The organism is Rossellomorea aquimaris, from assembly GCF_003315075.1.
Classification (GTDB): domain Bacteria; phylum Bacillota; class Bacilli; order Bacillales; family Bacillaceae_B; genus Rossellomorea; species Rossellomorea aquimaris_C.
Window position 1 is genome coordinate 19,791 of the sequence record NZ_QNRJ01000002.1, and the last position, 17,667, is coordinate 37,457.

15 protein-coding genes, 1 riboswitch and 1 other annotated feature are annotated in these 17,667 nt (G+C 41.5%); of the genes, 3 read left to right on the forward strand and 12 right to left on the reverse strand.

Annotation, left to right across the window (positions count from 1 at the left end):
* Nucleotides 1–150: 150 nt before the first annotated feature.
* Nucleotides 151–1,224, reverse strand: a complete 1,074-nt coding sequence (locus tag DET59_RS02635; protein ID WP_113968067.1) for a bifunctional transcriptional activator/DNA repair enzyme AdaA — start codon at nt 1,222–1,224, stop codon at nt 151–153.
* Nucleotides 1,225–1,496: 272 nt separating this feature from the next.
* Here DET59_RS02635 and DET59_RS02640 point away from each other — a divergent pair, with 272 nt between their 5' ends.
* Both DET59_RS02640 and DET59_RS02645 read left to right on the forward strand, forming a co-directional pair.
* The gene (locus DET59_RS02640; protein WP_113968068.1) at nt 1,497–1,739 is read left to right on the forward strand and encodes a hypothetical protein; all 243 of its coding nucleotides are present in this window, start codon (nt 1,497–1,499) and stop codon (nt 1,737–1,739) included.
* On the forward strand, nt 1,700–2,413 hold the full coding sequence (locus tag DET59_RS02645; RefSeq protein WP_142675557.1) for a hypothetical protein: 714 nt from the start codon (nt 1,700–1,702) through the stop codon (nt 2,411–2,413). Before DET59_RS02640 ends, DET59_RS02645 begins: the two co-directional genes overlap by 40 nt.
* A gap of 43 nt (nt 2,414–2,456) precedes the next feature.
* Here the strand turns inward: DET59_RS02645 and DET59_RS02650 are convergent, their stop codons facing one another.
* The 4 genes from DET59_RS02650 to DET59_RS02665 form a co-directional block, all read right to left on the reverse strand.
* Nucleotides 2,457–3,062: an alpha/beta hydrolase gene (locus tag DET59_RS02650; protein ID WP_113968070.1), complete on the reverse strand. Its 606-nt coding sequence runs from the start codon at nt 3,060–3,062 to the stop codon at nt 2,457–2,459.
* A 14-nt stretch (nt 3,063–3,076) separates the two neighbouring features.
* Nucleotides 3,077–4,057: a ring-cleaving dioxygenase gene (locus DET59_RS02655; RefSeq protein ID WP_113968071.1), complete on the reverse strand. Its 981-nt coding sequence runs from the start codon at nt 4,055–4,057 to the stop codon at nt 3,077–3,079.
* 172 nt (nt 4,058–4,229) lie between these two features.
* Nucleotides 4,230–5,075 carry an STAS domain-containing protein gene (locus DET59_RS02660; protein ID WP_113968072.1) on the reverse strand — a complete coding sequence of 282 codons (846 nt, stop codon included), beginning with the start codon at nt 5,073–5,075 and terminating at the stop codon, nt 4,230–4,232.
* A gap of 267 nt (nt 5,076–5,342) precedes the next feature.
* Nucleotides 5,343–5,783, reverse strand: a complete 441-nt coding sequence (locus tag DET59_RS02665; RefSeq protein ID WP_113968073.1) for a hypothetical protein — start codon at nt 5,781–5,783, stop codon at nt 5,343–5,345.
* A gap of 292 nt (nt 5,784–6,075) precedes the next feature.
* Here DET59_RS02665 and DET59_RS21400 point away from each other — a divergent pair, with 292 nt between their 5' ends.
* A complete protein-coding gene (locus DET59_RS21400; RefSeq protein ID WP_142675558.1) occupies nt 6,076–6,273 on the forward strand; it encodes a hypothetical protein in 198 nt (65 codons plus the stop codon).
* 215 nt (nt 6,274–6,488) lie between these two features.
* On the opposite strand, the gene metH is transcribed toward DET59_RS21400, so the two are convergent.
* The 7 genes from metH to DET59_RS02700 form a co-directional block, all read right to left on the reverse strand.
* Entirely contained in the window at nt 6,489–9,935 is a 3,447-nt protein-coding gene (gene metH / locus DET59_RS02670) for a methionine synthase (RefSeq protein ID WP_113968074.1), read from the reverse strand.
* A complete protein-coding gene (locus DET59_RS02675) occupies nt 9,916–11,766 on the reverse strand; it encodes a bifunctional homocysteine S-methyltransferase/methylenetetrahydrofolate reductase (RefSeq protein ID WP_113968075.1) in 1,851 nt (616 codons plus the stop codon). Before DET59_RS02675 ends, metH begins: the two co-directional genes overlap by 20 nt.
* A gap of 549 nt (nt 11,767–12,315) precedes the next feature.
* Nucleotides 12,316–13,500 (reverse strand): cystathionine beta-lyase, encoded by a 1,185-nt coding sequence (gene metC / locus DET59_RS02680; RefSeq protein WP_113968076.1) that lies wholly within the window; start codon nt 13,498–13,500, stop codon nt 12,316–12,318.
* Nucleotides 13,493–14,617: a methionine biosynthesis PLP-dependent protein gene (locus DET59_RS02685; RefSeq protein ID WP_113968077.1), complete on the reverse strand. Its 1,125-nt coding sequence runs from the start codon at nt 14,615–14,617 to the stop codon at nt 13,493–13,495. Before DET59_RS02685 ends, metC begins: the two co-directional genes overlap by 8 nt.
* A 91-nt stretch (nt 14,618–14,708) precedes the next feature.
* A riboswitch (SAM riboswitch) is annotated at nt 14,709–14,818 on the reverse strand.
* A 124-nt stretch (nt 14,819–14,942) separates the two neighbouring features.
* Nucleotides 14,943–15,941, reverse strand: coding sequence for a tryptophan--tRNA ligase (locus DET59_RS02690; protein ID WP_113968078.1), 999 nt, complete (start codon nt 15,939–15,941; stop codon nt 14,943–14,945).
* Between the two features lie 60 nt (nt 15,942–16,001).
* Nucleotides 16,002–16,244 (reverse strand) — a binding site (T-box leader).
* 66 nt (nt 16,245–16,310) lie between these two features.
* Entirely contained in the window at nt 16,311–16,937 is a 627-nt protein-coding gene (locus DET59_RS02695) for a metal-dependent hydrolase (RefSeq protein WP_113968079.1), read from the reverse strand.
* A 96-nt stretch (nt 16,938–17,033) separates the two neighbouring features.
* Nucleotides 17,034–17,660, reverse strand: coding sequence for an NUDIX hydrolase (locus DET59_RS02700; protein WP_113968080.1), 627 nt, complete (start codon nt 17,658–17,660; stop codon nt 17,034–17,036).
* Nucleotides 17,661–17,667: the final 7 nt, after the last annotated feature.

The following is a 17,667-nucleotide window of genomic DNA, read 5'->3' on the forward strand; positions in this document are numbered from 1 at the left end:
ATCCTTGTATGCTTGCTGCTATACCTAAAATAGTACCCTTTCTTACTACATTCATTTGTACATTGCTCCCGATTCTGTAAAGGACTCTATTTCATAGTCTAGTAGCTATACACTTCTTCTGCAACAAAGAAATGACATTGGTTTCCTCATCTATAATTTCAGGTCGGGAGTGATTCCTTCATTCATCATGCTTTCATGTTCAATCAACCATTTCTTCCGGTTAAGACCACCTGCATAGCCGGCAAGATCTCCATTCGCTCTTATCACCCGATGACAAGGGATGATGATGGCAAGCTGATTACACCCATTGGCCCTTGCGACTGCTCGAACAGCGGCTGGACTGGAAATATTTTCAGCAATCTCAGTGTAGGATCTGGTTTGTCCATAAGGTATTCTTTGCAATTCTCTCCAAACTTTTTGTTGAAAAGGAGTTCCGATGATTTTTAAAATAGTTTGGAAACTTGATAAAGCACCATCAAAATAGGCATTCAATTTCTTTTCGATGGAACGAAGTGGCTCTGTAGAACCGGGAACGATTGCTGCCTTTGTTTTCTCCCTCAGTCTCTCCACTTCTTTCTCCAGACCCCGACGATCAACAAACTCCAGCAGGTATAAAGCCTCTTCGTCTGAAATTCCAATCATCGGTCCAAGTTTCGTATCAATCCAAGCTGCTTTAAGTATGTGCTGTTGATGAGACAATGCTGGTGCCGTTCCCATGATCCTCGAAAAAGCATCTCTGAATCCGCTGCTTGATTCATATCCCGTTGAAAGTTGAGCATCCATCACCATCGACCCTGATCGGATGTGCTTCATGGCAATCCCCATCCTGCGGGCTCTGGCATATTCTACAAAGGTCATACCGAACCGCCTCTTAAAATGACGCCGAGCAGTAGATGCATCTATGGATAGCTCCTGGAAATCCTTATCCTTCCAACGTTTTTCAGGATTTTCTTCCACAGCCTCTACCAACATCTTTACAACATCTGAGATACTATTGGGGTGCGATAAGGGCTTACATCTTTTACAAGGTCGAAACGATGCCAGAAGTGCTTGTTGAGCTGTCCCATAGAATTCACAGTTCTCAAATTTAGGTTTTCTAGCTGGACAAGTCGGGCGACAAAACACACCTGTCGTTTTAACCCCTACATAAAAAACCCCTTCGTATTCCGATCTTTTTTCCACTAACGCTTGATAATACTCCCTTTGTAGTTCGACTGAAATCATCCTCATTCCTCCACTATTTCATTCTTACTCTATTATAACCCCATTAAAACAACGATGCCGCCGAAAATCAGGCATCGATTTTCATTAGAATAATAGAAGTATCTGTCCTTCTCCTTTTTCATGTTTCATGAAAAATCTAAAAATACCGGGGGACGGACCTTTATAATCCAACAAATCATCTAAAAAGAAGGGATTCTCTCACCCAATAGATAATGTATTAAGGTAGCGAATAATGATCATTCCATCTAAATCCCGATAAAGGAGCGTCTCTTATGAAACTGACAATACAACAGTGGAATTCAGCAGCTAGCTATATTAAAACCCACGCGAGACCACTTGAACAAAAGCTATTCACCTTTTTCTTTGAAGAAGGAACTAAAGAGGAAGCAATCATAGAACTAGCACATTTCCAAAATACGGACGGAGGATTCGGCCACTGTATAGAGCCTGATTTTCGACTGGACGTTCATCTCCAATGGCAACAACCGTTGGGTTACAGCATGCAAAGGATTTGAAGCTTTCAGCCGAACACCCTATCGTTCAAAAAGCGATGAGCTACCTCCAAAACACATATGATGAGAAAATCAACGGATGGCATGCTGTTTCTGAAGAGGTTAATTTGGTTCCCCATGCACCATGGTGGTATTTTGATCCTGAAAAGGGCCATAGCGGTGTTCAAACGACTTGGGCTAACCCTAATGCTGAAATAGTAGGTTATTTTCATTTATTTAGTCCAGAACACCCTCGTTTAAAAGAATGGACTGAGAGAGCGGTCACAGAGTTAAAGAAGCTATCACACCCAATAGAGATGCATGATTTTCTCTGTTATGATCGACTCCTTTCTGAGGTGAAAGGGGAAACGGAATCCATTCTTTATAAGATACTTTCTTCTTCCGTGCGAAAGACGGTTTGTACCGATCCATCACTCTGGAATGAGTATGTAGCCAAACCATTGCAAATAGCCAGTCATCCTGCTTCCCCGTTTTATGAAGCCTTAAATGAGGAGGTACATATGCAATTGAATGTCGAAATTGAAAATCAACACCAGAAAGGTTATTGGCAGCCGAATTGGTCCTGGTTCGGTCAATATGACGATACCTGGCCTATTGCCCAAAAAGAATGGAAGGGAATATTGACCCTTGGAATGCTCCGTGTGTTAACTGCCTATGAAAGAGTAAATTATAATTGATTAAAAAAAATCCGGAAGATTCTCCCCTTCCGGATTCTGAAAATTATTTAAAGTTTTCTTCAAACCATCTTTTTGCTTCATCCACTTCCTCACGACGAAGCTCATGTCCACCTTCTGTCCAGAACTCTCTTACCTGTGTTCGGGCATCTTGAAGATTCTTAACGAGTTCCATTGTTTCTTGCATGGGGATAAGTGGATCTCGCTTTCCTGCACCAATGAATACAAGGGCGTCACTTAAGTCTGGTAGCTTGACATTTCGTCTAGGAACCATAGCATGAAACAGGATTCCACCTTTTAATGCATCCTTGTAATGATACATTAAACTTGCCGCGATATTCGCTCCATTGGAGTATCCCAGCGCAACAATATTTTGACGATCGAACCCGTATTTATTAGCACTCTCATCAATGAATTCATTCAATTCCTTCGTTCGAAAGACTAAATCCTCTTCATCAAAAACACCTTCCCGTAAGCGTGCAAAAAATCGGGCCATTCCATTTTCATCCACATTCCCTTTTACGCTTAATACAGATGCATTGGGTTCAATCATCTCAGCCAGTGGTAATAGGTCACGCTCATCTCCACCTGTTCCATGAAGGAGCAGAAGTGTGGGTAAGTCTTTACTTCCTTGTTTAAATATATGTTTCAAGCTGACTTCCTCCTTTATTCTTTGGTATCCAAGGGTTTTAGTTTCGCTTCTATGGAATCTCTTTGCGCTTCAAAATATGGTGGAAGTGATAAATTTTCACCTAAATGATCAAAATCTTCATCGGTCTCGAAGCCTGGTCCGTCAGTAGCCAGTTCGAAAAGGATACCATTTGGTTCACGGAAGTAAAGGGAACGGAAATAGTATCGTTCAACAAAGCCTGAGTTCGGCAACCGGTTTTGTGTGACCCAATCTACCCATTTACGTAATTCATCTTCATCTTCCACACGGAAGGCTACATGGTGAACACTTCCTCTTCCCGGTCTTTCCTGTGGAAGATCATTTCTTTCTTCAAGATAGACCTCTCCACCAGTACCGCCTTCCCCTGTTTCAAACACGCGGATATCCGGTTGCCCATCTACATCTGAAGAAAAAGCCCTTGTTTCTCTAAAACCTAATACGTCTTTCAGTACCATTGCCGTGTTTTCCCCACGGGCAACCGTCAGCGTAATCGGACCCAGGCCAACAATCCCATGTTCCACGGGTACCGGGCTCTTGTCCCAAGGCTTCCCACCAGGAACTCCTTGGTTCTTTTCATCTGACACAAGCATGAGGCGCTGACCTTCAAAATCACGGAAGCTTAATGTTGCCCGCCCACTATGGTGAGAAATTTCGTCATGCTCAACACCCATCTCCTCAAAGCGATTCTTCCAATAAGCTAAAGACTCATCCGTGTTCACTCGCAGTGCCGTTAATGAAATACTGTTCGTCCCTTTATACGTATTCCCCGCATGTGGGATTTCGAAAAATGTGAGGTCCGTCCCTGGATTTCCTCTTTCATCTGCATAGAAAAGGTGGTAAACAGATGTATCGTCCTGGTTGATGGATTTTTTTACGAGTCGAAGTCCTAGTATTTTTGTATAGAATTGATAATTTTTCTTAGCATTCGCTGTAATGGCAGAAACGTGATGCTGCCCTTTAAGTGGTTTTAAGTTCATAATCGATTCACTCCTTAGTAATATTCTTGCTTAATTTCTATCTTCATCATACACGAAAATTACTTTTAATTCAAGATACTTTACTTCGAAGTGTTTTTTCTTTTTCTACACTATCCAATATCCCCGAAAAAAAAACATCCGTACACCATGTACGAATGTTTTTTTTGCTCAATTATTCGACTTCATTATTTTTTATCGTCAGGGCTTGTGACAAGGTAGAAGTAATTGTCAGGGTGTCAAAATTCAATCCCAGCTGGACAGCCGTTTGTGCGATTTCAGGACGTAACCCGGATAGAATCGGCTTAACACCGATCAACTGAAGTGCATCAATCAGCTGAAAGATTTGGTGGGCTACCATCGTATCAATTAGTACAACTCCTGATAAATCGATGAACAATTGAGAAACTTCCTTATTAACACATTGTTCCAAAGCATTCTCTAATATTAATTCCGCACGTGTGGGATCGATATTACCTACAAGGGGTAAAAGCGCTGTATGTCCATTCAATGAAATGACAGGTGAACTTAATTCATTGATGACTTCCTGCTGGGATTGGATCTGCTGCTCCACCACTTCCGTTTGCAGCTCAACAAAACGCAACATAACCCGGTCAAATGCTTCAATAATGACTTGATTCCAAAGGCTAAATTGTTCGAAGATGTTTTCTTCCATATGTGTTTCGGCATATTCTTTCAAGAATTCCAAGTATTGATGTCTAACCCTCATGAACTCTCTAAGAATATAATGATTGGGGGTTTCTAAATGTTCCTTATCCTCTGCAATGGTCAAGACCCATTCATCAATCTTCTTATTAAACGTTTCTTTATCCTCCGCAAACACGTTACAAAGAATGCCGTGAAACGTAAAATTTTGACTTTTTAACGTTTCTATCACCTGGGGGTCTGAGGAAGAATAAACACCATTTGTTGTGCTTTTATCCAGGGAATTATACCAATCTTCCGTTAATTGACGAGCCTTACTTAATAAGAATGTATGTAGTTCCTGATTCCTATGCATGTATGATTCCTCCTATGATATCCAATATAATTATATCAATTTCGTCGTTCCTATCTGACCCACTGAGTAGGTGGGAAATCATACTCTTCTCTCTGGTTTCTTCTTCATTCAAGGTTCTCCCTTGAAGCTTGAGTCTACGACTTTTTCTTTTACCATCCTCCATTATATATCACATTCATACAATAATTCCATTCAGACACTCTTATCTATGAGCATTACAGGTCCGTCCCCCTGTCAACACACTATTCACCCTTTCAATTCCTCAACCTAAAATTCCCCGCTAATTACACTGGTAATGGGAATTTCCTTCTCATTTTTCAACACTTTAATCGTATCAAAGCTCTCTTTAAATTCATTTCTATTAATGCGATATATTAATTGATTATTCAGCTCTTTATGCGAATAGTTTATTTCAAAGTGTTCAGTAAAGGAAATCCATAATGTGCTTTCTCTTACTTCAAAATCAATGTTTTCATAATAGGGGGCTTTTTTAGCATTAACATCTACTACACTCCCATTTAACACAACCAGCGTACTTCCGGTTCCATTATCATACAGAAAGATTCCATTTCCATAATCTGAAATAGACTCCTGAAGCGCTTTAGATGTTTCTCTCAAATCCAGTTCTTGATGGGGGAGATTTTCATCTGTTCCAGTACACGCAGAAAGAAACAAAACCAACATCAGGCTAAAGCTTACAAATTTCATCGCAATCCTCCTAAGTAATTCCATTTACTACACTCTTTAAATTATATATATAAACTCGGTACAATTATAAGTATATTCTAAAAATATTACATTGTTTTGTAAAATCAACTCTACAATTCACAATATAAAGTGTATAATGAGGGTATTAACTGAGAAACAGACAGCAGGTATGTCTCGATATACTATTTCGATGTATATGAATCTCCTACTAGAAACCAACCACAAATCTTAATATGATGTCGTAATCCTACTACTTAGTCATTTGTCAAAATAGTTGGGAGCTGATGAGAGAATGAAAAACAATCTGACAAGAAGGTGTATTGAAACACTTGCTATCCAAAGTGCCTATCATTTCTGTGTATCAATAGGAATCAAACCCGGTTTACTCAATCTATCGATGGTCACAGGCTTCTCTGAAGAAAGAATACTGGAAATACTCGAAAACAAGTTCAGTAATCAAAGTGTTAAAACAGAAGATCACTCTTTTTAACTCTGTGTTTCCCCTTTATTACTCTACAAGCCGATTGTCCTTCATCCCCTAACCTTTAACTTTAAGTTCTTTCATGATCAAAAAATCATTTTTATTTTAAAACAGTGGATCCTTGCCGATCTTACCAGCAGCTTAATAAGAATAGACTTTTGAACTTATCGCCAGAAGTAAAAAAAGGCAACTCCACTAAGGAAGTTGCCTTTTTAGTATGGTATTTATAATACATTAAAATATCTTGCTTCCGGATGAGCGAAGACCATGGCTGTTACCGATGCTTCCGGTTCCATCATACATCCGTCTGTTAATTGGATTCCGATCGTTTCAGGTTGAATAAGCTTAAACAGCTTCTTCTGATCTTCAAGTTCGGGACACGCCGGATATCCAAATGAAAAACGCTGTCCTTGATAATGAGTACGGAACCGGTCCTGCATCGTGAAATCAACGGGATCTGGAAACCCCCACCGGCTTCTCATCATCTCATGCACTCTTTCAGCCAGTCCTTCTGCTGTTTCCAATGCAAGAGCCTGCAGTGCGTGACTTTCAAGGAATCTGCCTTCTTCCTTCATCTCTCTTGCCCACTGCCTGATTTTCACACCGGCCGTTACCGCAAAGAAACCGACATAATCCATTTCTCCACTTTCTACAGATCGTAAGTAATCTGCTAAACACAAATGCTGATTTCCTGCTTGTCTTGGAAAATGAAATCGTTCGATTACTGTCTGAGGATCCTCCGGGTGATAAATAACAACATCATCACCATCTGATTGAGCTGGAAAGAATTGATATCGTGCAGATGCCTGAATCATCCCTTCCCTTTTTGCTTTCTGGAACAATTCATCAGTCACTGCTTTAAGGCCGACCGTTCGTTCGTCCCCTTCTTCCAGTAATCTTGAAATCTTCCCTTTAATCCCTAAATGATGCCCAAGAAGCATTTGCTGATTAATGTAGGGATGGATTTGATCAAGTGAAAACTCTTTTATGGTGTGTGGAATTAAGTCAGAAGGAACATGGACTTTTACATCTTTTGCAACTGCAGAACGTACTCTCACCGCAGCAGAAGATGTTTTTCGATTGAGTGAATCTTCAGCCGAAACGACCTTACTTAACTTTTCGCGGCTCTCTTCTTCCAACTGCAGCCTAGTTTCTTCATGTTGAATCCCATTCATGATGCTAAGTCCATCCATTGCATCCTTCGCATAAAGCACCAGTCCATCGTATTCCCGGCCAATTTTGTTTGTAGTGAATTTTCGGGTGAGGGCCGCACCTCCTACTACAAGAGGAACGGAAATATCAGACTGTTTTAAATCTTGAGCAGTAATGACCATTTGTTGAGCAGACTTCACAAGGAGCCCTGACAAACCTACGATATCGGGCTTCTCCTTCCGTATGACTTCGATCAGTTCCTGAGGTGTTACTTTAATGCCTAAATCAATCACTTTATATCCGTTATTACTGAGGATAATATCAACGAGATTCTTACCAATATCATGAACATCCCCCTTAACCGTAGCTAGGATCACTTTGCCTTTAGAAGATGAACTTTCCGTTTGTTCCATATGTGGTTCCAAATGAGCAACGGATGCTTTCATGACTTCGGCACTCTGTAATACCTCCGCTACAATCAGCTGATTATCATTAAATAACCTTCCGACTTCACTCATTCCAGCCATAAGCGGACCATTGATGATTTCAAGGGGAGCTTCATAATTTTCCAAAGCGATATTTAAATCGGAAATCAGTCCTTCCTTCGTCCCTTCCACCACATAATGAGCCAATCTTTCTTCTAGAGTCATAGTGTTGACAGGTACCTTTACTTCTTTCTTCTTCCCTCTGTAAAATGCTGTGAATTCAGCCAGGGTTTCATCAGTCGTCTCAAATAATAGTTTCTCCGCCATTCGAATTTCTTCCTCAGGAATAGAAGCAAATCGCTCCAATTTCTCCGTATTGACTATCGCATAATCTAGGCCAGCCTTTGTACAGTGATAAAGATACACAGCATTTAGGACTTCTCTTCCGACAGGAGGCAGTCCAAAAGAAACGTTACTAACCCCTAAGATATGAGGGCATTCCGGTAAGGCTGCCTTTACCTGTCTTATCCCTTCAACGGTGGCATTGGCTGATCCAATGTATTGCTTATCTCCCGTTCCCACAGGGAAAACGAGAGGATCAAAGATGATGTCTTCTGAAGTTACCCCGTATTTCTCTGTTAACAGTCTATGAGAACGAAGGGCAATGTCTACTTTACGCTCGACTGACACCCCCATTCCTTTTTCATCAATCGTTCCTACTACAACCGCCGCTCCGTATTCCTTCATCAGCTTTGTAATCTTCTCAAACCGCTCTTCTCCGTCTTCAAGATTAATCGAGTTAATGATCACTTTCCCTTGAGAATATTTTAAAGCGGTCTCAAGCACTTTCTCATCCGTTGAATCAATGACAAGAGGAACTTTTACTTTTTTCACCACTTCTTGTATGAATACATTCATATCTTCTACTTCTTCACGATCGGGATCTGCAAGGCAGATATCGATCACCTGAGCTCCATTTTTAACCTGTGCTCTTGCAATCTCTGACGCTTCTTCTATTTTATTCTCTGCAATCAATCGTTTAAATTTACGTGAACCGATGACATTCGTCCGTTCTCCGACAAGAATCGGTCTTCTGTCTGCATCCTCATAGATGAACGCTTCAATCCCTGACACCGCATGAGGGTGAGACTCATTGGGTTGACGGGGAGGTAATCCCTTCACCACTTCTGAAATGGCACGAATATGCTCCGGTGTTGTTCCACAGCACCCTCCAACAAGATTCAGCCAGCCTTTCTCGGCAAAACCCTTCATCTTTATACTGAGAGAATCTGCGGTCTCATTGTAATTTCCCTCTTCATCAGGAAGTCCTGCATTCGGATAACAGCTTACATAGGTAGTGGCTAAACTCGATAAAGAACGGATATGGTCACGCATAAATTCAGGTCCTGTTGCGCAGTTTAGACCAACGACCAAAGGGTTTAAATGTTCAAGTGATAAATAAAATGCCTCGATTGTTTGTCCGGCGAGTGTAGTGCCCATTGGCTCAATAGTCCCGGATAACAAAATGGGGATTTCTTTCCCCCTGGATTCAAAAGCACTTCGAATTCCGAGATTTGCTGCTTTTACATTTAACGCATCCTGGCTCGTTTCAAGCAGCAGTACATCAACTCCTCCATCGAGAAGACCCTCTGCTTGAACACGATAGTTGTTTACTAACACTTCGAATCTTACCCCTCCTGTAACAGATAAGGTTTTGGTAGTGGGACCCAGAGAACCCGCAACAAATCTTGGCCACTCGGAAGTTGAGACATCTTTTACTGCTTTCTTGGCGATTTCAGCTGCTACTTTATTGATTTCGTATGCTTTATAGCCTACATCATATTCGTCCAGTACGATGGGGGTTGCACCAAAGGTATTCGTTTCAATCACATCAGCTCCGGCTTTTAAATATTCCAGATGGATCTGATAGATGACCTCCGGCGCTGTCAAAACCAGATTTTCATTACATCCTTCAAGCTCTTCTCCACCAAAATCCTCCGGTGATAAATTCGCTTGTTGAAGCATCGTTCCCATTGCTCCATCGAGTACGAGTATTTTTTTTCTAAGCTGTTCTTCAAACAAAGTGATGGCCATAGGGAACCTCTCTTTCTGTGTTGGTTTTTTCTTGTATATGATGAATCAGTTCAATGCTCATATCATATCTGACAAAAGGTGTGATAAGGTAAATTCCATTAAACAGATCTATTGCTGTATCAAGTAAGTCTTTTGCTATCTCCATTCCGACAGCCCTTGCAATAACGGGATCACTTCCCGCTTCCTTCATTCTTTGTCTTGTTTCTTCCGGAACATTGATTCCAGGCACTTCATGATGGAGAAATTCTGCATTTCTCGAGCTGATTAACGGCATGATTCCGATAAAGATCGGAACATCTAAATGCTTCGTAGCTTCATGTACTTGAATCAGCTGTTCTTTCCCAAAGATCGGTTGAGAAATGAAATAGTCAGCTCCGGCATTCTTTTTCTTTTCAAGCCTTTTGACAGAAGCGTCTAAATGACGGAAATTCGGATTAAAAGCTGCACCTACTGAGAATTGAGTGCGTTCCCGGAGTGATTTACCGGAGAAGGATATCCCCTCATTATTCTGTTTAATCAATTCAATGAGTTCAAGAGAAGATAAATCATAAACGGATGCTGCCCCGGGAAAATCTCCAATCTTGGCCGGATCCCCCGTAATCGCTAATATATTGTGTATTCCTAACGTGTGTAACCCCATTAAATGGGATTGAAGTCCAATCAGGTTTCGATCCCGGCAAGTGATGTGAACTAAAGGGGTAAGATCAAATTTGGACCTGACCAGGCTACCAATGGCGTCATTACTAATACGCGGCGATGCTAACGGATTGTCAGCAAGCGTGAGTGCATCAATCCCGGCTTCCTTTAATGCCTCAGCCCCTTGGAAGAACAGCTTCGTGTCGAGATGCTTAGGTGGATCGAGTTCAACAATGATCGTTTTCTTTTCCCTTACTTGCTCATGCAGCAAGTTTCCCTTGATAGATGGTGATGATAACTGAACAGCCTTTTTTGCTTTCACCACTTTCCCTTTCACAGGCTCCCGGCTTTTTAACCTGCCAGCAACAGACCGTATGTGATCAGGTGTGGTTCCACAGCAGCCCCCAATGATTCTCGCACCTTGCAGTCGCAATTCGTTGCTAATATCTCCAAAGTAATCAGGTTCAGCAGAGTAATAGAATCGACCTTCTTCATAGTTTGGCAGACTGGCATTGGGATAGACGGATAGAAATGCCCTTTTAGGTAGGGGAACTTCTTCTAATGAGTTCACCATATGAAATGGCCCCATGCGGCAATTGATGCCGACAACATCGGCCCCCAATAATTCCAGTTGTTGAAGAGCGTCTTTTATCTCCATTCCATTTTGGAGAACTCCCGTTTCATGTAAAGAAACTTGAGCAATGACAGGAATGTCTGCTTCACGTTTAGTAATATTTAATACAGTGGTTAATTCATCGAAATCATAATAGGTTTCAAGCAGAATGCCATCTACACCCTCTAATAATAAACAGTATAGCTGTTCCCGAAAGCTTCTTTTGATTTCTTCCAGTGACACATTTTGTTTAATGCCCCTGATTCCCCCGATGGTGCCCAGAATATAGGTGTTTTCACCCGCGGCTTTTCTTGCCAGACGCACGGCAGCCGTATTTATTTCCTTAACCGAATCCTCCAATCCGTATCTGGAAAGCTTTTGATAATTGCCTCCATACGTATTGGTCTGAATGATATCTGCTCCTGCATCAATATACTCTTTATGGACTTTCAACACTTCGTTTGGGTGAGAAAGATTCAGTTCTTCAAAGCATCTGTCCACTCCATATGAATACAACAACGTTCCAATGGCCCCATCTGCAATCAAGATTCTCTCTTTCAGTGCTTCCAGCAACGGCTTCATGACATTCCCTCCTTTTTATAAATCGCTCTTTGCGTAAATATTGTTGTTTTTAACAAAAGTTCTGCAAGGCCCTGTCAAATAGTGTGTGCTGGATGGTGAGGGGAACTGCTCCGCTTGCAGCTAGCGTTCGGCCGAGCCTCCTCAGCTTAGCCGAACGGGGTCTCGGCACGCCCGTACTTCCGCAGGAGTCTGCGCAGTTCCCCTCACCATCTTTAATAGGATCTTTGTGACAGAGCTTCAAGGTGTACCAGAAAACAAAAAGCCTTGAAAAAATAATTCTGCTTCATTAAGACAATGAATCTCTACTTCCCTTAAAAGAGATTGTTTGCTAAAAAGCTTGTTTAAATTGTTTTCGATTAAGGATTCATGCTTAGAAAGTTGATTGGAGCGGAAGGATGCTCGACTCCTGCGGGAATAGCTGGACAGGTGAGACCCCGGAGGCGCAGCCGAGGAGGCTCACCGCCAGCCCCGCGGAAAGCGAGCATCCTGGAGCGGAAATCAACTATTACTTTCTCCTCTACAATAGCAACAAACTTTACGAATAGAGCCTTATAAATTTATCACGTTATTTCTTTTGATCGTCCGAATACTATCTAGTCCGTTTTGAAGATCTTTAATCAATTCATCCACGTTTTCAAGTCCTACTGATAGTCGTAATAAACCATCTGTAATACCTCTTCTTTCCCGTTCCGCTTTTGGCATAGAAGCATGTGACATCCTTGATGGATAGGATAGGATGGATTCAACAGCTCCTAAACTTACGGCGAACACGGGAATGTTTACATTTTGTATGAGTTGCTTCACTTCTTCTTCCCCTTTTAGTCGGAAGGAAAGAACCGCTCCAGGACCCTCTGCTTGTCGAACTTGAATTTCACGACCGGGATGATAGCTCAATCCTGGATAATACACCTCTTCTACTTCCTTCCTTTTTTCTAAGAAGGTCGCAATCTTATAAGCCGATTCTGATGATTCCTTCAATCGTACATGCAGTGTTTTCAGCCCCCTTAAGAGCAGCCAGCAATCCTGGACACCTAGGACAGCACCAAACGAATTCTGCAAGAAAGCAAGTTTCCCCGCAATCTCCTCATTTCCCGTTACGGCAAGCCCTGCCAAGACATCACTATGTCCGGCAAGAAACTTCGTGGCACTGTGCAGGACAACATCCACACCTAGACTGATCGGTCTTTGCAGGAGGGGAGTCATGAATGTATTATCAAGAAACGTTAAACATCCATTCGCCTTGGCAAGTTTTACGACTCCTTCAATATCGGTGATGTTCAGAAGCGGATTGGATGGTGTCTCCATATAAATCACTTTCGTATTGTGCTTAATTGAACAAGCCACTTCATGTAGATCCTTCATGTTCACAAATGAGTATGCAATCCCAAACTTAGTGAGGACCTCGGTAATCATTCTGTATGTCCCACCGTACACTTCTTCTGATACGAGAACATGATCTCCATTGGACAATAATAAAAAGCTTGTTGAGATTGCCGCCATTCCGGATGAAAAGGCAAAGCCCCTTACCCCGCCTTCTAATTCAGCGATCGTTTCTTCAACGGTTTCCCTCGTTGGATTCCCTGAACGGCTGTAGTCATATGTGCCATACTGATCAAAATCCTGTTGATGGAAAGTTGTTGCATGATGGATCGGCGTAGAGACCGCTCCTGTTTCTTTATCAACTCCGTGAGAATGAATGAGTGACGTCTGAAGTGAAAATCGTTTTTTACTCATACGTAAGCACCTCTTTTTCCAATTGTTGAAAAACATTCTCCAGGTCTTCAATCAGGTCATCAATAAATTCAATTCCTACAGAAAACCGCAGGAGTCTGTTGCAGATACCAAGCCTTTTCCGTTCTTCTTCAGGAATGTCTGCATGTGTTTGGGTAGCGGGATAGGTGATAAAACTTTCGACCCCTCCCAAACTTTCAGCAAACGTAATAACTTTTAAGTGTTGGAGAAATGGAGCAACCCATTCTTCCTTTGCGATACGAAAGGAAAGCATGCCGCCTTTTCCAGGATATAAAACGTCTGTTACACATTCATGCGCATCAAGATACTCCGCTAATTTCTTTGCGTTTTTTTCGTGCTGAGCCATTCTGAGACTAAGGGTTTTCATCCCTCTTAATAAGAGCCAACAATCAAAAGGGGCGAGAACCGCTCCGATTGAATTTTGAATGGTGTAGATTCTCCCCGCCAACTCTTCTGTGTTTACGACCACAACACCAGCCAATACATCATTGTGGCCCCCTAAGTATTTCGTGGCGCTGTGAATGACAATGTCTGCGCCTTCAGCGAGAGGCTTTTGCAGAACAGGTGTATAGAAGGTATTATCGACAATTAAGAGCAACCCGTTGGCCTTAGCAATGCCGGAAATCTCAGAAATATCTGCTTCATTCATCAATGGATTGGTTGGGGTTTCAACAAAAATGGCCTTTGTTCTGTTAGAAATTTGTTCTTCTATGGAGCCAACATCACTTGTATCGACGAAATGAAATTTGATGCTATATTGTGCTTCATACTGCACGAATAAACGGTAGCTTCCTCCGTAAAGGTCTTTCGAAACAATCCATTCATCCCCGCTGGAAAATAAGCTGAGGATCGCCTGAATAGCTGCCATCCCCGAGCTGAAGGCAAATCCTCTGGTCCCCTCCTCCAATTGAGCGAGGGTGTCTTCCAAGGTGGCCCGCGTTGGATTCCCAGTTCTTGTGTAATCATAGCCTGTCGATTGGCCGATTCCCTTATGTTCATAGGCAGTTGATAAATGAATGGGTAAGCTCACAGCACCCGTTGCAGGATCTTTCCGGTTTCCTGCCTGGACAAGCATTGTATCAATATGTTTATTCAACATTCTTCTCTCCTTTTCTGTCTTGAATACGAAAAGGGAAAAAACAAAAAAACCTTCTTAATGAAAATAAGAAGGTTTTGTACATTCGTTCTCCCTCTTATCGTCCAAGTTGACATCAACTTGCTGGAATTAGCACCATACCAAAACTCGCGGCTGGTTGCTGAGGTGTCTTAGGGCCAGTCCCTCTACCTCTCTTGATAAGAAACTATTTGATTTTGTGAAAAATAACTTTCCCATAACTTATAACAAAGAAGAAGAAATGTCAATGAGAATTATGAATTATCTGAATAAAAAATATTCATTTTACTCTTCATCAACATGTTCTATTTCAATGATAAATCCCTATTTTCCTTTTAATCTCTTTCATGAATGGGATTGTTTTTTCCCGTGCTTTTTTTGCTCCATTTTGTAAGATGACATCCAGCATATGGGGGGAGGCCATCAGTTCTTCATATTTCGATCTTGGTTTCTCGATAAATGAATCCATTACTTGGAATAGCTCTTTTTTCGCTTCTCCCCAGCCTATTCCTTCTTGAAATCTCCTTCTCATTTCTTCAACTTGATCGGAGGTTGCAAATTCTTTATAAAGAGAGAATAAGACGGATGTTTCAGGATCCTTAGGCTCTTCAGGAGGTGAAGAATCTGTTTTGATTTTATTGATTAGTTTTTGGAGTTTTTTTGGTTCTTCAAATAATGGAATGGTGTTGTTATAACTTTTACTCATTTTCCGTCCATCGAGTCCCGGTAGAACGGATGTTTCTTCCTGTATGACATATTCAGGAAGAACAAATGTTTCTCCATATAGCTTATTAAAGTTTTCTGCTATGTCTCTTGCAATTTCAACATGCTGAATTTGATCTTTTCCAACTGGAACCAGTTCCGTTTGGAATAAAAGGATATCCGCCGCCATTAATATAGGATAAGTGAATAAGCCCATGTTGACGCCCGAATCCACCTCCCTGCCGGCGGAATGATTTTCTTCAACCATTGATTTATATGCATGGGCCCGGTTCATTAATCCTTTCGGTGCAAAACAAGACAAGATCCAGCTCAATTCAAAGATTTCAGGTACATCCGATTGACGATAAAAGATCGCTCGATCAGGATTCAAACCTAATGCTAACCAAGCCGCTGCCACTCCATAAGATAGTTCTTTCATTTCATGCCCATCATGTATCTTCGTTAAACCATGATAATCCGCAACAAAATAAGCTGTATTGTAGGATTGATTCTCTGCCAATTGCAATGCCGGTTTGATTGCACCAATATAATTCCCCAAATGAATACGTCCTGTTGGCTTAATCCCCGTCAGAACTTGTTTTTTCATAACAATTCCCTCCGCTGAAAAATAATAAAAATAAACACAAAAAGGGCTTCTCATCCTCTAAAAAAGGACGGGAAACCCGTGGTGCCACCTTCATTCGCTTACACTTTAGTAAACGCACTCATCTGTACAGAAGTCGCCTTCGATACATCGTCTCTTTTATCGGTGAGACCCTCCGCCATAACCTACTTAATTTCAGCCTGGATGCTCAAAAGCCCATTCAACGATTTCACCATACTGATTCTCACCAACCATCAGCTCTCTGAAATGTTTCGTTCGTCTACTCTTCTTCCTCATCGCATTAAACCATATAAAGTGTTTCCATTATTTTAATGTATGGGGAAATAATGGTCAAGTGGGTGAAAACACATTTTAGATTTCTTTGGATGAAAGAGGAAGGAAAAGTTTTATTCCTCTCTTATTAAAGGGGAGAAATTTCATATCCGCGATCAGATGACTTGCATATCCGATTATACACGCTTCAAAAACTCCATCAATCATTATTGAAGACTCCAGATAATGGGCAATCATGCCATAATATACGATTCCAAGTACAGAGTGAGTATAACTTCGATGTGAAACGAATGAGGCAATGAGTATATAAATACCCAACAACCATAACCATGTTTCATTCAACTGCCAACCGCATGCTGTCACACCGATGCCGGTAATCATCAGCATCCTTCTCTGGGTAATGAAACTCGAGAGAATCATCATTCCTGCACCATATCCAATCCCGAGCCATTGTTCTTTCCCAATTCCTTCAAGATAGCTGTACACCATCATTAAAAAACCAATGATTTGAGCCACTGCTCTGATCATTTTTGGTGAAAAAGTAACCTTGTTACTAAGTTTTCCGTCAATATCCATATCAGGCATGAGTCCGGATAACCCGCCTATTGCCACAAGTGCGGCCGTTATGTCAGGACCAGATCCAAATGAGTTGGCCACAATAAATCCTGTTGCTGCTCCAATTGCCATATGTGCTGTGCCGTTCAAGTGTGTCCTCCTACTCTCTTATCACATTATGTATGTACTAGTTTACTATAATAGCCTTAATTATCCATATTGACCATGGGAAGTACGAATTAATTTCTAAAGATGAGCCGATATGCGCTCAATAATTTCAAGGAGGTAGGACCTTGCATGTGGAACAAAGTGATGGTAACTTACCCTTTGCTTCATAAAGTCCTTTTTCCCTGTTTCATTAACATGAAATCCTTCTACGTCGATTTCCTCTTTCGTTTGTTGAACGAGCGCTTTAAAGTCTTGAAGAGTCGAACGGAAAATACCGGACACTTCTTCTGACTGAAGTTGAAATTCGTCATAAGCAACCGGCTTGGAATACAGGAATACGTGAGTTAGTTCCCGATCGATCATATCCCGCTGAATTAACTCCCCTTTTATGATTCCCAATGATTGCAGTTCATCTATCGTAAGATGAAGTCCAAGCTCTTCATGAACTTCTCTCACACCGTCTTCAATCTTCTCCTGTGACAAGATATGTCCAGCGGCGGTAATATCAAGTAAGCGGGGGAAATCCTTTTTCTTATGACTTCTCATTTGGAAAAAAATATAGGTCTCTCCACAAATTTCATCATAATGCGCAAGCCAGCAATGAAAGGTTTCATGCCAATATCCCTTTATATGCACCTCGGAACGACTGGCTACTCCAAGCCTATTACCGTATTCATCAAAGACGGCTAGTTGTTCATCCTCCACCCGAAAC

What these genes read in the sequence shown, in the direction of transcription:
- DET59_RS02635 (WP_113968067.1), bottom strand. Translation starts at nt 1,224, where the DNA reads ATGATTTCAGTCGAACTACAAAGGGAGTATTATCAAGCGTTAGTGGAA.
- DET59_RS02640 (WP_113968068.1), top strand. Translation starts at nt 1,497, where the DNA reads ATGAAACTGACAATACAACAGTGGAATTCAGCAGCTAGCTATATTAAA.
- DET59_RS02645 (WP_142675557.1), top strand. Translation starts at nt 1,700, where the DNA reads ATGGCAACAACCGTTGGGTTACAGCATGCAAAGGATTTGAAGCTTTCA.
- DET59_RS02655 (WP_113968071.1), bottom strand. Translation starts at nt 4,057, where the DNA reads ATGAACTTAAAACCACTTAAAGGGCAGCATCACGTTTCTGCCATTACA.
- DET59_RS02660 (WP_113968072.1), bottom strand. Translation starts at nt 5,075, where the DNA reads ATGCATAGGAATCAGGAACTACATACATTCTTATTAAGTAAGGCTCGT.
- DET59_RS02665 (WP_113968073.1), bottom strand. Translation starts at nt 5,783, where the DNA reads ATGAAATTTGTAAGCTTTAGCCTGATGTTGGTTTTGTTTCTTTCTGCG.
- DET59_RS21400 (WP_142675558.1), top strand. Translation starts at nt 6,076, where the DNA reads ATGAAAAACAATCTGACAAGAAGGTGTATTGAAACACTTGCTATCCAA.
- metH (WP_113968074.1), bottom strand. Translation starts at nt 9,935, where the DNA reads ATGGCCATCACTTTGTTTGAAGAACAGCTTAGAAAAAAAATACTCGTA.
- DET59_RS02675 (WP_113968075.1), bottom strand. Translation starts at nt 11,766, where the DNA reads ATGAAGCCGTTGCTGGAAGCACTGAAAGAGAGAATCTTGATTGCAGAT.
- metC (WP_113968076.1), bottom strand. Translation starts at nt 13,500, where the DNA reads ATGAGTAAAAAACGATTTTCACTTCAGACGTCACTCATTCATTCTCAC.
- DET59_RS02685 (WP_113968077.1), bottom strand. Translation starts at nt 14,617, where the DNA reads ATGTTGAATAAACATATTGATACAATGCTTGTCCAGGCAGGAAACCGG.
- DET59_RS02690 (WP_113968078.1), bottom strand. Translation starts at nt 15,941, where the DNA reads ATGAAAAAACAAGTTCTGACGGGGATTAAGCCAACAGGACGTATTCAT.